We start from the raw sequence: 15,204 nt of genomic DNA on the forward strand, positions 1-15,204 counted from the left end.
TTTTTTCGGTTGCGATACAATGCTCGTAGCCTTCCTTGTGCGCTTATGTATATCAGGAATATTTATACTTTCCTATTAGCCAAAAAAATACAAGGCAAAAGATATTACCTTGTACGTACACTGTCTAATGATATTAGACACTATCCTTTTTCTTTTTATGTTTCACATAATAAATAAGTTCTGCAATTAAATTTGAAACAAGCATGAATACATTTCCTTGTACATTATACGTTAGTTGTTGTTCCTCAAAGCTCATTTTATCAATCATTTCATCTTGACTAATTCCCTTGGCTCCATTTGCTTTTCTTCGTTCTTTAAGCTCCTTAATATACGGATATTGTACCGGCAAGAAAAGTAACGATAGCAATACGTAGCCTCCTAGAATCCACAAAAAAAACATCTTCTACTCCCCCTTTTTAAAAATACAAAGCTCAAATTGAGTGGACAACCTACTGTATTCCACCAGTCGTAATTAATTGAATCAATTTCTTAATATGATAATACTTTCCTTTTCTTTTAATTTCATCAGTTAGGGGAACTAATTCATATTCAAAAGAAATGGTTGTATATGTGTCTACTTTGTATCGATAGAGTCCATTTTTATTAAACACGACTCCAGAAGCGACCACAATGGAATCTTCTTTTATTTCTTTAATTCGGTCAATCGAAAAGATATACGAATTCCCCATACCTTTCGTCACTTCTTTAATTCCAACTTCATCGTCCACTTGTAAAGAAAGAAGCCAATCTTCCCGCTTTATTCCGCTCAATCTCTTCCCTCAATTCGTATCCTTACCTTTTTATAGATGCTGCCATTCTTATAAACGTATGCCGACGTCCTCGGATAGCTACTGAGTATGCCATAATATTTTCGGGCACTGCTATTCCGTTAAATCCAGCATCCCCAATATGATGAATATCTGCACCGGCCATTTTATTATGGAGTGCTATTTGTTTCACTGTTTGTTCGTCTGCTCCTTCTTGACTCGTGCCAATCGTTGTCATAACAAGTGATTCTGCTTTTTGTCCTACTTCAATAAGTCTTGCCGTTTTATCCAATGTCATACCGGGAACTGTCCCAACGCCAAAAAGTAAAACAACATCTGCACCCGCTTCGACAAATTCACGGACAACCCCTTCAGATACAATTTGATTACCAGTTTCTCCGTTAACCCCTGCTCCATGCATTTTTCCGGCAATAATCATTATATTATCAGAGAAAACTCCTTTTGCTGTTTGAATTGCTTTAACAATTTCCTGATTAGTTACACCTGTTTTGGGGTTTCGGTCAAGCAAATAAAGTCGACATCCAGCTCTATTGCTTTTTGTAACGTGCTTTTCGTTGCGATTCTTCCCTCAGGTAAATTTTGTAGCGTTTCAATCGTTTTTGCCTCTAAATCGACTGGCTCAAGATTAATCCCAACTGGTCGACCTAATAGTTCTTTTAGTCTTTGTATGATTTCTTCTTGTGCTACTCCCTCTAATCCTTCAATTGTTGGATTATTCACGTCAAACATATTTAATAAAACAAGGTCTGCCCCAAACGCTGCAACATATTCAGCATTCGTTAAACCTGGATAAAGGGGAGTAGCTGTACAAACCACTTCACTAAAGCATCGTTCTTCCCTCTGAAGCTGCAATGAAAGCTTTTAATTCAGAGCCTGTCATTTTTGCAAAGTCTGAAGCAACACAGTTCAAAATCCGTTTCAATATTGACATCTCCTTATAATGCATATACTAGGAAAATGATAAAATTGTCTTCTTGTGATTTTTATACCTTCAATTAAATTTTAACCTATTTTGAAACCGTATACAAAGCATCCGTTCAGGAAATGTCTTTTTAAAAGTTAAAAAATCGCATCATACAGATTACTAATGAGACGACCCAGTCCTCGGATTAACCAAAACAATAATCGAAATGGCCAGACAATCACTTCTGGAATCCAGAATAAAACATCGAGTATAAAATCTAGGAGAGTATACCGGTCATTTTCTTTGTAGAGCTTTCTTCGTGCTTCTCTCTTCTTGCGCCAGCGTTTCATCTATCGCCTCATCCTTCCTACAATCTTAAGGATTATAATTAATCATACGAATAAGAAATCATAAAGTTTCTAGTATTTTTCACATGATTTAAAGAAAACTCATGTCTCGAGCCTTTAGGCAAGCAAGAAACTAGGATTCGCCGAAAAGGCCTTTTTTCGGCTGCGATGTAATGCTGCTAGAGCTTCTTATGCTGCGTATTAGAAATTAGAAATTTATACTTTCCTATTAGCCAAGGAAAACGAACAAAAGGGAAAGTTCGTTTCACAGAGGAAGAAATTATTTGTCTTTAACTATGTTGTCCGATTCTTTAGCTTTAAGGTATATGTTTGGGAAGAATGACATCTCCAAGCAGCGATAAAATCCAAGTTTAACTTTACCAAGATATATTTTAAAAAAGGGGCAGTTCATAAAGTGGATATCCACAAAAATGCGATAATTAAGAATGCTGATCTATCAAGGTTTTGAAACATGAAAAGGGGCATCCGAAAATCAAAAATACGACTTTCTGGACAGCCCCCTTCAAAATAGAATGTATAACATTAAAGACAAGACATTGATTTAACAAATTTTTGGTGCCATCACCTATCTTTAATTTTCAAAGTAAAAGATTGCTTTCTTATAAGTCGGGGCATCTTCAATGATGTTCGGTTTCCATTGCTTCACGTTTTGTTCTGTGTACTGTGCCATGTGGATGTTGCGGTGGAGCATAAATGGAATAAAGCTTCAATGGTCCATTTCCAGTATTTGTAACATTATGCCAGGTTCCTGCAGGGATAAATATAGCAGAATCATCCCCTATCCTTCTTACAAAGTTCAAGTTATTTTTTGTTTTACCCATTCGTACAATTCCTTGCCCTTGTTCAACACGCAAAAACTGGTCAAGGTGCGGATGAATTTCTAACCCAATATCTTCACCAACTTTTAGACTCATCAACGTTAACTGCAAGTGTTTTCCTGTCCATAATGCCGTTCGAAATGTGTTGTTTTGCTTTGTCGCTTGATTAATATTTACAACATACGGTTCTGGTCCATAATCTTTTAATCTAATTGGTACACGGTCCTCTTCACGGAAAAAAGCCTGTTGTTGATACGGGTACACACCATAAGTAGGTGCAATACTATATGCTGGTACATTTACATAGCATGGAGATGGGCATACTAAAGGAACATAAAAATACATTTTCTAATCCCTCCTCATCATTTATCAACCATATCTTATTCATTGTTTAGGGAAAATGTAATACATTCGTTGGATCGTTTTCTATAAAACTAGTGTGACAAGTCTAGAAAAAGATACGAGAACAAAGCACACTTCTTTGCCCCTGAAAGTAAAATTCGAATTCGCTAATATGAATAACACAACGGACAACCTTCGTATGAATGAGCTTGTCCGTTATTTATTGATTGATTATTTAGATGTGGATGTGGCACTTGATCACTTCAATTCGATTATTCATGAGTTGAGCATTTATACCCGCTCTAGGTGACCTCTTCCTCCTTTTTAACCGCGAATCGGGCATCTACACTAGTAAAACATCCCTTTTTCCATGGTAGCCCAATAAAGAAAACTCAGGTACGCTCGATACTTTAGTTTGCTTGATAAAAAAGAGAATTTTTCGGCTTTGATGCAATGCTGCTAGAGCCTTCCTTGTGCGCTTATGCATATAGGAAAGTGAAAATTGGAAGATTTTCACTTTCCTATTAGCTAAAAAAACCGGACTATAACACCCGGTTTCCACTTGAATAATTAATTGTTTTTCTTATTTCACAAAAGCTGTTTCCACTAATCCATCAAATGCAGGCTTTTTTTTCAAAAACTCCAATTCATATGAAGATTGGCCGAATTCTTTAAGAACTTCTTCATCAATTTCTGTTGTATACGTAATACGTGACATTGCTTTCTCTACAATTTTTTGATCCATTTCTTGATTTGTTAATTCTTTAATCGAGTTCACTGCAATATCAAGGGCCTCTTTCGCGTTGTTATTAATAAAATCAACCGCTTTTTCATGTGCTTTTAAAAGATCTTCCACGACTTCTTGATTTTCTTTAATTAATTTCCCATTTGCCACAAATACGGTGTTAGGCAGTGTTTCACCATAAGCAATGTCTTCTGTGCTAATAATTACTTTTGCGCCATTTTCAACAAGAATCGATGCCCATGGCTCAGGAACAGCTGCTAAATCTACTTTACCGGATTCAAACATTGCTTGGTAAGATGCTGGATTTCCCGTTACATGGGATAAAGTCCCACCAATTCGCGAAGAAGTTAATTCTTTATTTCCTAATTGTTGTAAATAGGTTTCGAATTGAACATCATGTGTGCAACCAATCCCTGGTGTAATAAAGGTTTTGCCTGCAATTTCATCTACACTCGTTATTCCACTTTTTTCACTCGCTACAACAACGGTTCCACCAGACGAAGCACCCGCGATGACTTTTACATCTGCACCATTCGAGAAGTTATTCATTACAGGTCCAGGGCCGACTAGACCAGCATCAATTTCTCCAGATTTTAAAGCGGTCATAAACGTGCCACCATCTGGGAATGTTTTATATTCAATTTCTACATTATCACCAAGTGCCGCTTCATAATACCCTTTCTCCCGAGCAACCATTGCCGGAACGTGATCAATATTTGGAAAATAGCCAATAACAATTTTTTCCTTTTTTGAATTAGATGGGGAAGAAGAACCGCTTGACCCTTCACTTCCACATGCTGATAAACCAAACAGCACAAATAGTAATGCAATTGATAAAAACCATCTCTTCATTCTAAACACTCCTCTTTGTAAATTTGTTTTGCAATCATCCCCAACTTATAGAAACTTGGACTTCTACGGGAAATTTAAGTATTTTGTTCAAGTCCCCATTTGGTCCGCACTTGTTTTTCAATTCGTTGGAAGAATAATAAATCGACTGTAACACCGATCACACCAATGACAACCATTATTCCCATAACCATATCCATACGCCCGAAATCAGAAGCATATTTCAATGTATATCCTAGCCCTGGCCCTGTACTTAATAATTCACCAGCCATTAATGCACGCCACGAAAATGCCCAAGCAAGACGAGTTCCGGTAACGATATATGGGATGGATGCCGGCAAAATAACACGGAAAAACATGTCTATTCCACTTGATCCCATCGTTTGCGCGGCCTTTATAAAGATAGGTGAGACATTTTTAATTCCTGTTCGGACATTAATTGTCATCACAATGGCACCACCAAGAACGACAATAAAAATAACGGATTTCTCATTCAACCCAAACCACATAATCGCAAGGGGCAACCAGACAATACTTGGTATGCTTTGAAGTGCTAAAATTAAAGAACCAAGTGTCTCATCTGCTGTTTTCGATTTAGCGAGAAAAATTCCTAATAACAAGCCAATCAATAACGCTAGCACGAGCCCGATTGCTAACCGCATAAAACTTGCACCTAAATCTCGCGGCAACGTCCCGTCCATGAACGCTTCTTTTAAACTTAAGAAAACATCTGATGGTGCCGGCATTAAAACTGCAGGAATAGCAAATAAGCGAACAATCAACTCCCAAATAATGAATAGAAGACTAAAAAATAGGAATCTCTTAGTTGCTAACTGCATAGTTTTGTTCCTCTTCTTCCACTTTATCTATTTCTGTTTTTAATAAATTCATAATTTGTGCCTCATATTCAGCCATCTGTTTCAAATAGGTTTCCCGTGGACGTTCTAGGTTGATTGCGAAATTTTGTAAAACTCGACCAGGATGGGTGCCCATCACGATAATTCGGTCTGATAATTTAACTGCTTCCTGAATACTATGAGTTACAAAAATTATGGTCTTTTTCTCCTTTAACCAAATTGTTTCCAATTCCTGTTGCAGACGCATTCTTGTTTGCTCATCTAGTGCACCAAATGGTTCATCCATTAATAATACGCGTGGATTCATCGCAAGGGCTCGTGCAATCGATACTCTTTGCTGCATACCTCCTGACAGTTCATGAGGATGATGATTGACGTATTGGCTGAGTTGAACGAGTTTTAAATATTTATGGGCAACTTCCCGTGCTTGAGTCTTTGGCATTTCCTTTTTAAGTGGGAACAAAATATTTTCTTCTACTGTTAGCCAGGGAAATAAAGCTGCTTCTTGAAAGACCATCCCACGATCTTTTCCTGGTTTAATTATTTTTTGATTGTCCAAATAGACGTTTCCCTCATTTGGCTGATTAAGGCCCGCTAAAATTGAAAGCAACGTCGATTTACCACATCCAGATGGACCTAATAAGGATACAAACTCCCCTTCTTTAACTGTTAAATTTATTTCACTTAAAACATGTTCTTTCCGACCATATTTTTCAAAACTTTTATTCACATTCTTTATTGTGAGGAACAAATGATTTCACATCCCTTTTTCTAAGTAAATAATTCCGATAAGAATAATATGATTTATAGTTACATAATATTTAATTTTTAGAAAATGTCAAGTAATTCATTTTCGGATCGAGTAAGTATGTTCATTACTCACCTTGTGTATCATTGTTATTTTAAGTATACTAATTTTATAGGAATTATATGTTTAAAGGAGAGAAAGTGAGACGGCAAATGAAAATTTATCACTCAATTTTAGAATTGATTGGCCATACACCAATTGTAAAATTAAATAAATTACCCGATAAAAAGGGGGCAAATGTTTATATGAAATTAGAATCTTTTAATCCTGGAGGTAGTGTAAAAGATCGGGCTTCATTAAAGATGATTGAACGTGCAGAAGCTGATGGAAAATTAATCCCAGGAAAGAGTACGATTATTGAACCCACTTCAGGAAATACTGGGATTGGACTTGCGATGGTAAGTGCTGCAAAAGGGTATCGTTGTATTATGACGATGCCGGATAATGCGACAGAGGAAAGAGTTCGGATTTTAAAAGCATACGGTGCAGAAGTGTATTTAACACCCGCTAATCTTCGTATGCAAGGGGCAATAGATGAAGCGAATCGACTAGCTCGTAATATCCTAAACAGTTTTATTCCGATGCAGTTTGAAAATACTGCTAACCCTGATGCACATCGGGAGACAACTGCTGTTGAAATCCTAGATGCTTTCGAAGGGCAACTTGATACATTTGTATTAACAGCTGGTACGGGTGGAACAGTGACAGGTACAGGTGAAGTATTGAAGAAACATATACCCCAGTTAAAAATTTATGTCGTTGAACCAAAAGGATCTCCTGTTATTTCAGGTGGTGAGCCAGGTCCACATAAAATCCCAGGGACAGGTCCGGGATTTGTTCCAAAAATTTTAAATCGCGAAATCATTGACGACATCCTTCATATTGATGATCATGATGCGCAAATTATGGCACGACGACTTGCTGCAGATGAAGGGATTTTTGTTGGTGCATCCAGTGCGGCATCTGCCCATTTTGCTATCCAGATTGCTAAAAACCTTCCACAAGGAGCAAATGTCCTTTGTCTAGCTCCGGATACAGGAGAGAGATATTTGTCATCCGATTTATTTGTTGATTAAGGTAAATGTATTACTGGAGAAGAGAAATGTAATCAATGAGAAATAAGTCGCTGCAAATGACGAATCCCAGTCAATGGAAAAAATAAATTCAATTGATGCACCTCAGTCAACGATAGAAATAGATTCAATTGATGCATCTCAGTCAACAGGAAAAACCGAACAATAAACGCTCAAGTTAGAGCCACTGTCTAGTTCGGTTTTTGCAATTGCCATTTCAACCAATATCTAGTTTTCTTTTAAAAACGCACCAATATATTCGTAAATCTCTTTTATATCTTCTGAAGCGCTCATTAAACTAAAAAGATTAAGAAAACCATGAATCAATCCTTCTTCACGTACGAGCCGAACTGCTACTCCTGATTCTTTTAATTTATTCGCATATAGCTCTCCTTCATCCCGTAACGGGTCATATTCAGCTGTAATAATTAAAGCTTTCGGCAAGCCACTTAAATTCGGAGCATATAGCGGTGCAGCGTATGGATGTTTTCGGTATGTTTCATCTTGAATATACAGTTGATGGAAAAGACCCATTGTGTCGGTTGTTAAAAAGTAACCTGTTCCGTTTTCTTTATAGGAAGGATATTTCTCAGGCTCAAAAGCATCGGTTACCGGATAAATTAAAAGTTGTTTTGAAATAGCTAAACCACCTTGTTCTTTTGCCATTAAACAGACGACCGTTGCTAAATTTCCTCCTGCACTATCACCAGCAACACTAAGTCGTGTTTGATCACCACCAAGTTTTGCTACATTTTCATATACCCATTTTGCAGCTGCATAACAATCATTGGGCGCTGCTGGAAATGGATGTTCAGGTGCTAATCGATAGTCAACAGCGACGACAATCTGTTGTGACGCATTAACAATCCTTCTACACACTGAATCATGCGTCTCTAAATCACCGTAAACAAATCCTCCCCCATGGAAATACACAACAATCGGTAACGGACCTTTTCCTTCTGGTGTGTAAATTCGGATTGGTATTTCACTTTCTGGTCCTGGAATAACTCGATTTTCCACTTGAAAAACAGGTTCAGATTCACCGGTTAAAACACTTGCCCTAGCCCGATTATCCTCTAATGTCGGAGTATAGTCCTCTGGATACATAGGTAAAAGATTTTCTAAAAAAAAGTTCATTTTCGTATGTAAGTTTGCCAACTACAATTCCCCCTTATTTTTAAATAAAACTTAATCTAAATATCCTAGTAAAGTTAAGTTCTAATATTAGATGTCTATTACTTTATATTTAAATACTCCGGCCAACATAATCATCAATCTTTAGTTTTACTAGTTTTCTTCTAAAAGAAAAAGTATATCCAGGCCATAGTGTTGAGTTTCTTCCTGTTTTATCTAAATACCAACTCGAGCAACCGCCTGCTGTCCAAACCGTTCCTTTCATCGCTCGATCAGTTTCATAAACAAAACGATTTTGTGCTTTCCTATGTGGTTCAATGATATCTAGTTTGTTTTGTTTCATATATTTTATTGTTTTTAGCATATGTTCAATTTGCGCTTCCATCATGTAAATGACCGATGAATGACCTAAACCTGTATTAGGACCTTGTAGAAGAAATAGATTTGGAAATCCGGTTATCGTTGTGCCCATATAGGCTTTCGGACTCCCTTTCCACTCTTCTGAAAGTGAATGTCCTTCTCTACCGAAAATATAGTGAGCAAAAGGAAGGTCCGTCACTTGAAAACCTGTACCAAAAATAATTGCGTCTACTTCATATTTGTTACCCAAACAATCAACAATTGCATTTTCCTCTACTTCAGCAATTCCATTCGTATGAACCTCTACATTCGGTTGCGCAAGAGCTGGATAATACGTATCCGAAAGTAAAATTCGTTTGCAGCCAAGTCGATAGTTCGGGGTAAGCTTTTCTCTTAAATCAGGATCCTTTATTGATTTATGCATATGCTTTAATGCTATTTTCTCAACAGATTTTAATCGTTTTGGATGAAGGAACGCAAATAGTCTTAGTTCTAACAAAGAATAAATTTTTAACCTCGTTAACTTTTGAACTAGAGGATACTGTTGATACAATCCTCTTTTAAAACTACTGATTGCGTTATCCATTCGTGGAATGACCCATGGTGGAGTTCTTTGAAAGATCGTTAATGAAGATACTTCTCGTTGAATTTCTGGAATGAACTGAATAGCTGATGCACCGGTACCAATTACGGCAACTTTTTTCCCTTTTGGATTAAAATCTTTCGGCCATCTTGCTGAATGAAAGTGCTCCCCTTGAAATTTTTCCATACCTTTGATTTTGGGAATCAATGGATCACTGAGTGTCCCAAATGCACCAACAATAATTTTTCCATAATATAAACCTTTTGAAGTTGTTACATTCCATAATCCTTCTGAGTCAACCCATTTCATACAGGTCACTTCATGATGGAACTTAATTTTTTCGTACAGCTCAAATTCTTTCGCACAATTTTTTAAGTAAGTAAAGATCTCAGGTTGCGGGGAAAATTTCCTACTCCAATTTGCGTTTGGGATAAAGGAGAGCGAATATAAATGTGACTGTACATCACAGGCACAACCGGGGTACTGATTATCGCGCCATACCCCACCGACATCATCACTTCTTTCTAGCAGTATAAAATCTCCCTCGCCAGCTTGCTTTAAACGTATCGCACTAGCAAGTCCTGCAAATCCTGTACCAATTATAATTATATTGTAAGCGATTTTATTTTGTTGAATTTTTTTCACCCCACTTAATCAGTATTATAAAGTGTGGATATCATGATCATACGCCTTTTCATAAATGTATTATGACTATTGGAAATATATGACTCTTTTCATATAAACAGGCATCTAATAGAAAAAGGCCCAAATCTATTTATCGCACATTGATTCATGGGCCTTTGTTAATAATGTAAATGACCGATTTATGAGATTTTAACCTAAAATGTGCGTCTATAGCACTTCTAGATGACCATTTTATCCCTTTTTACTGCGATTTGAGCATCTAGAACCCTTCTAGATGAACTTCACAACCTTTTTCACCGTGATTTGGGCGTCTATTCCCCTTTTAAATGACCATTTTACCAAATTTCTTAGCAATTTGGGCGTCTATCCATCTTCTAAATGACCGTTTTGCAGAGTTTTTATCTACATTTGGTATCTACACCTATTCTTTGAAGCTGTTAAACTGAGACTTTCGCTTTTTCTCTTAAATCGTTGCACCGTTATTCAATACTAACAAATACTTGATACATATTTCTTCCCGATTTTTTTGCTTGATATAGTGCAAGGTCCGCATGTTTTAATAAAAGCTTCTTATTTGAATGATACTGTTGATAGAAGGCAATTCCTATACTTGAGGTGGTCGTGAATTTTTTCCCAGCAAATGTCCACTCTTGTTGCAATGAGCGAATAATGTTATTTGCAATCTGAACTGCTTCTTGATTATTGTGTAAGTTTGGTAGAAGAACAATAAACTCATCCCCACCTAATCTAGCTAGTACATCATCTTTGCGTAAACAACTTTGGACTCGCTTCGTAAATCCAATTAACAACTGGTCACCAATATCGTGCCCCATCGTATCATTAATTGACTTAAAATGATCTAAATCTAACATCATAACAGCAAGCTTTGAACCATCCTTTTTCGCTTGCTCCATTTCTTTACGTAGCCTTTTGTAAAAACCTATTCGATTTAACACACCTGTTACAGAGTCATGTAGGGCATAATGTTTTAACTTCTGTTCATATATTTTCCTATTATTAATTTCTCTTTCTACAAAGATAATCCGGTCAACTTCAGCTGTTTCATTCAAAATCGGCGTTCCTATGGCATGAAACCAGATCACTTCCCCTTTATCATTATATCTCCTGAAATCAATCGCCGCTGATTTACGACTGCTATTGATTTTTTCTATCGCACTTTCCACAACTTCAATATCATCTCTATAAACGGAGGTTAGAATCGACTTACCTAATATTTCTTTAGGCTGAATTCCAAGTAAATCTTTATGAGAAGGATATATATATTGGACAATACCTTTACAATCAATGACTTTAATAAGATCACTTGAATTTTCTGTAATTACTCGATATTTCTCCTCACTCTTCTCCAATTCTTTAATTACTTTTGCATGTTCAGTCACGTCTTTATAAATAGCAATCGCGACACTCCACTTCCCATCTATACTAAAAATAGGTGAGTATGAGGCGAGTACATCAATGATTTTACCATCTTTCGTATTACGTTGTGTTTTATATGAAGGAATCGCTTTCCCACTTTTTACTGTTGCAACAATATCGGCAACTCTTTGTTTATTTCCATCAGGAATCATTTCGAGGATTGATTCGTGAAAAATCTCTTCCTTTTTCCAACCAAATAGTTTTTCATACGCAATATTTACATCAATAATTTTTCCTTTATCATCAAATACATACATTGGATCAGCGGTTCGGTTCCATAATAGTTCTATATGTTTTGCCAGTTGTTGCAATTTACTTTCTTTTTCTTTTTCTTCCGTAACATCACGAACTAAAGAAAATATATATGTACACTTTCCTTGCTCATTAAACACCGGTGTCACGGTTGTTTTAAAATAGGCAGTTTTTTGTAAATCACTACGGAAAGGTATCTCTACTTTCTCTTCATAAGTAACTGGCTTTTTATTATAAATAGCCTCATCATATTTTACCTGTATATTTGAAAAAACCTCTTCAGGTAGACATTCACGAATTAACTTTCCAAAAGCATCCACTGTTAACCCAATTTTTTCATTTGCAGCTTCATTAATAAATACATATCGATATTGATTAAGTTGATCGACGTTAATTAGAAAGACCATATCAGACATACTATTAAATATTTGATAAAATAACTCAAAATAATAATCACCATCGTGTATAGTATGATTATTGAACATTTTTTAACCTCATTTCATAAATGATTTGTATTAAAATTTGTGGTGATAAATGCAATTAGGTTAAAAAATTCCAGTCAGTCTAATAGCAATTTGATTATATACAAACGAAATGTTACATAGAACTAGTAAGAAAATGATGATTTATATTTGAACATGGTGACAATTTGAGTGCATATGTATATGCTATTTTAATATAATAGAATCACCGCTTACAGTGGGAAATATTGGGGAAACCTAGTAAAAAATGCTTATTTTCAGAAGGGGATAAGTTTCATATAGCTTTCATCTAAAAAATATCGGTCAAGGCGGAAATATACTCCCGCCTCCTGTTTTTATTAAGAGTCGTTATAACGAGTAAATTTCTTTCAGTATCGATTGAATTGAAGCTAATTCCATCTTTGTTTGCGTAGGGTTTTTCTCTTCAATTGCAGCACATAACCGGTTAATACTCTCGTATAAATCTTCATACTCACCTTCATCGCCAATCATTTGTAACTTCCATTTATTTGATGAATAGGACTTAAGTAAACGATCTCCATTATTTTTCGCCTTTTCCCAATCATTCTCATTTATTGCTTGTTCAATAATTTGGATATTCCCTTTAAATTCATCTCTTCCTATGGCATGTGAGCAGCCAGAAAGAATGAGTATAAAAAATAATAAAAACGATACCCTCTTTATCATTTCTTGATATCACTCCTCGTTTTGAATAGTTACTTCTATATTTCCCCATAATAATGGAGATTACCCAATAGCTTGGAGGTATCTCAAAGTGCCAGAATATATTATTATCCTTATTCGTTCAGTTATCTCTTTTATATTGTTACTCTTTTTAACAAGATTTATGGGAAAAAGGCAAATTTCGCATCTAACTTTTTTTGATTACTGTGTTGGCATTACCATTGGATCCATTGCAGCGGAAATGTCTGTAGATCAAAATGTGAAAATCTTTAATGGGATCATTTCACTCGCTGTATGGGGCTTGTTTCCAGTTATTTTAGCTTTAGTTGGTATAAAGTCTCGGGGTTTTCAGCGTCTTACAGATGGAAGACCTGCAATTATTATTAAAAATGGGGAAATCCTCGAGGAAAGTATGAAAAAGAACCAAATTACAATTGATGAATTAATGTTGTTGCTAAGAGAAAAAGACATTTTTAATGTTTCTGATGTAGAAATGGCCGTTTTGGAAACGAATGGGGGACTGAGTATTATGAAAAAAACTTCACAAGAGCCGGTCACACCACAAATGTTGAAAATGATACTAAAGCAGGAATCAGCCCCCACCTTGTTAATTGTTGATGGGCAAATTTTACATAAAAATTTATCTACTTTGGGGTATTCGGAAGAGTGGTTACTTGAAGAGGTTCAAAAACAAGGTGCCTCCAGTGTCGCTGACGTTTTCGTTGCACAAATAGATTCCAATCATCAGCTTTATGTTGATTTGTTTAATGATAAGAACCAAAATTAATTTCATTCATATTGCCGCCTTCTGTTTTGAAAAGGTGGCTTTTTTAAAATTAACTTGCATTACAAGATATATAAAGTTATACTAATTATACAATTACCTTGCAATACAATATATATAATTCCCATTTACCTTGTATTACAAGATACAGAAAAAGGAGGGAAAAATTTGTCATCAACACAAATGCTAAAGGGGATAATTGATGGATGTTTACTAGCTATTATAAAAAATAAAGAAGTGTACGGATATGAATTGGCACAGAAGCTGGGTAATTATGGATTTGAATCCTTTAGCGAAGGCACAATTTATCCATTATTAATGCGGATGCAAAAGGAAGAATTAGTTACATCAACATTAAGAAAATCAACAGCGGGACCAAAAAGAAAATATTACTCACTAACTACCAAGGGGGAGCTGGAATTAAAGAAATTCGTTGAACGTTGGACTGTTCTGCAAAACAATGTTAACAGAGTGTTAGATTATGAGTCAGATACAAAGGTTACAAAAGGGGATGAGATGAATGAAGAATGAATTACAACTTTCAAAAAAGAGCCAAGTTTTTTTGGAAAATTTGCGTTTATACTTATTTTCGAACGGAAAAAAGTCGGATGAAATTGAAGATATTGTAAGAGAGTTGGAAATCCATTTAACAGAAGCCGAAAAACACGGTAAACCTATTGAAAAAATTATTGGTAAATCACCAAAAGAGTATATGAAAATGGTTTCTAATGAAATGATGATTGACTATCGAACATGGTTCAAATTCATTTGCATAATCATTTTCGGTTCCTTTTTAATTACGATGTTCCCTAATTTATTAGAAGGAAATCTTTCCTACACCATCTTGGAAATCATCGGCCACATCGTAATTGCTACAATTTTTATTTTCTCTATATTTACAGGCTTTAAATATATTTCTACAGTCAGTGATTCATCTATTGGTAAACAAATAATGGTATTAGTTGGTATAGCGTTACTGCCCATCGCTCTTTTTGTCGGTTTAATTTTTCTAAATAAAGCCATTGATACTCCCATTATTCATTTCAGCAATACAGTAAGCATAATCATTGGTCTACTTACAGCACTATTTATAATAGGTGTATCTATTTGGGCAAAAACATGGACATTCATTATTATCTTAACATTATTAACATTGCCAGATTATTTACTTAATCAAATGTCCTTGCAATATGAAACAAAACTCATCTTAAGTACGTTAATAACCTTTGGTGGAATTGCATTTTACCTTTGGCTTTTATCTAAGTTGGAAAAAGGTAAGTGAAGATATCCA

At 35.6% G+C, this 15,204-nt stretch carries 15 protein-coding genes and 1 pseudogene; 4 read left to right on the forward strand and 12 right to left on the reverse strand.

Annotated elements, in window-relative coordinates; genetic code table 11:
- Nucleotides 1-133 precede the first annotated feature (133 nt).
- The 8 genes and pseudogenes from BN2144_RS02585 to BN2144_RS02620 all read right to left on the reverse strand — a co-directional run bounded on the left by BN2144_RS02585 (nt 134) and on the right by BN2144_RS02620 (nt 6,422).
- Entirely contained in the window at nt 134-367 is a 234-nt protein-coding gene (locus BN2144_RS02585) for a DUF3949 domain-containing protein (protein ID WP_230199690.1), read from the reverse strand.
- 82 nt (nt 368-449) lie between these two features.
- Complete coding sequence (locus tag BN2144_RS02590) at nt 450-770, reverse strand: hypothetical protein (RefSeq protein WP_033826796.1); 321 nt, start codon at nt 768-770, stop codon at nt 450-452.
- A 22-nt stretch (nt 771-792) separates the two neighbouring features.
- Nucleotides 793-1,710, reverse strand: a pseudogene (locus tag BN2144_RS02595) (DUF7916 family protein).
- A gap of 137 nt (nt 1,711-1,847) precedes the next feature.
- On the reverse strand, nt 1,848-2,042 hold the full coding sequence (locus BN2144_RS02600) for a hypothetical protein (protein ID WP_033826797.1): 195 nt from the start codon (nt 2,040-2,042) through the stop codon (nt 1,848-1,850).
- A gap of 635 nt (nt 2,043-2,677) precedes the next feature.
- On the reverse strand, nt 2,678-3,223 hold the full coding sequence (locus BN2144_RS02605; protein ID WP_033826798.1) for a cupin domain-containing protein: 546 nt from the start codon (nt 3,221-3,223) through the stop codon (nt 2,678-2,680).
- 580 nt (nt 3,224-3,803) lie between these two features.
- Nucleotides 3,804-4,817, reverse strand: a complete 1,014-nt coding sequence (locus BN2144_RS02610) for an ABC transporter substrate-binding protein (RefSeq protein ID WP_033826799.1) — start codon at nt 4,815-4,817, stop codon at nt 3,804-3,806.
- 74 nt (nt 4,818-4,891) lie between these two features.
- Complete coding sequence (locus BN2144_RS02615; RefSeq protein WP_033826800.1) at nt 4,892-5,653, reverse strand: ABC transporter permease; 762 nt, start codon at nt 5,651-5,653, stop codon at nt 4,892-4,894.
- Nucleotides 5,637-6,422: an ABC transporter ATP-binding protein gene (locus BN2144_RS02620; RefSeq protein ID WP_033826801.1), complete on the reverse strand. Its 786-nt coding sequence runs from the start codon at nt 6,420-6,422 to the stop codon at nt 5,637-5,639. The genes BN2144_RS02615 and BN2144_RS02620 overlap by 17 nt, the downstream gene beginning before the upstream one ends.
- A gap of 209 nt (nt 6,423-6,631) precedes the next feature.
- On the opposite strand from BN2144_RS02620, the gene cysK reads away from it, so the two are divergent.
- Entirely contained in the window at nt 6,632-7,555 is a 924-nt protein-coding gene (gene cysK / locus BN2144_RS02625; protein WP_033826890.1) for a cysteine synthase A, read from the forward strand.
- A gap of 225 nt (nt 7,556-7,780) precedes the next feature.
- On the opposite strand, the gene BN2144_RS02630 is transcribed toward cysK, so the two are convergent.
- From BN2144_RS02630 to BN2144_RS02645, 4 genes are all read right to left on the reverse strand, one after another.
- Entirely contained in the window at nt 7,781-8,710 is a 930-nt protein-coding gene (locus BN2144_RS02630) for an alpha/beta hydrolase (RefSeq protein ID WP_050632183.1), read from the reverse strand.
- Nucleotides 8,711-8,798: 88 nt separating this feature from the next.
- Complete coding sequence (locus tag BN2144_RS02635; RefSeq protein ID WP_042337516.1) at nt 8,799-10,274, reverse strand: flavin-containing monooxygenase; 1,476 nt, start codon at nt 10,272-10,274, stop codon at nt 8,799-8,801.
- A 479-nt stretch (nt 10,275-10,753) separates the two neighbouring features.
- On the reverse strand, nt 10,754-12,448 hold the full coding sequence (locus BN2144_RS02640; RefSeq protein ID WP_033826802.1) for a diguanylate cyclase domain-containing protein: 1,695 nt from the start codon (nt 12,446-12,448) through the stop codon (nt 10,754-10,756).
- A gap of 345 nt (nt 12,449-12,793) precedes the next feature.
- On the reverse strand, nt 12,794-13,132 hold the full coding sequence (locus tag BN2144_RS02645) for a DUF4363 family protein (RefSeq protein WP_050632184.1): 339 nt from the start codon (nt 13,130-13,132) through the stop codon (nt 12,794-12,796).
- 88 nt (nt 13,133-13,220) lie between these two features.
- Here BN2144_RS02645 and BN2144_RS02650 point away from each other — a divergent pair, with 88 nt between their 5' ends.
- The 3 genes from BN2144_RS02650 (at nt 13,221) to BN2144_RS02660 (ending at nt 15,195) form a co-directional block, all read left to right on the forward strand.
- A complete protein-coding gene (locus tag BN2144_RS02650) occupies nt 13,221-13,916 on the forward strand; it encodes a YetF domain-containing protein (protein ID WP_050632185.1) in 696 nt (231 codons plus the stop codon).
- Between the two features lie 180 nt (nt 13,917-14,096).
- On the forward strand, nt 14,097-14,444 hold the full coding sequence (locus BN2144_RS02655; RefSeq protein WP_033826894.1) for a PadR family transcriptional regulator: 348 nt from the start codon (nt 14,097-14,099) through the stop codon (nt 14,442-14,444).
- Nucleotides 14,434-15,195, forward strand: a complete 762-nt coding sequence (locus BN2144_RS02660; protein WP_042337518.1) for an HAAS domain-containing protein — start codon at nt 14,434-14,436, stop codon at nt 15,193-15,195. The genes BN2144_RS02655 and BN2144_RS02660 overlap by 11 nt, the downstream gene beginning before the upstream one ends.
- Nucleotides 15,196-15,204 lie beyond the last annotated feature (9 nt).

Origin of the sequence: Bacillus andreraoultii, from assembly GCF_001244735.1 — a bacterium.
GTDB lineage: Bacteria > Bacillota > Bacilli > Bacillales > Caldibacillaceae > Caldifermentibacillus > Caldifermentibacillus andreraoultii.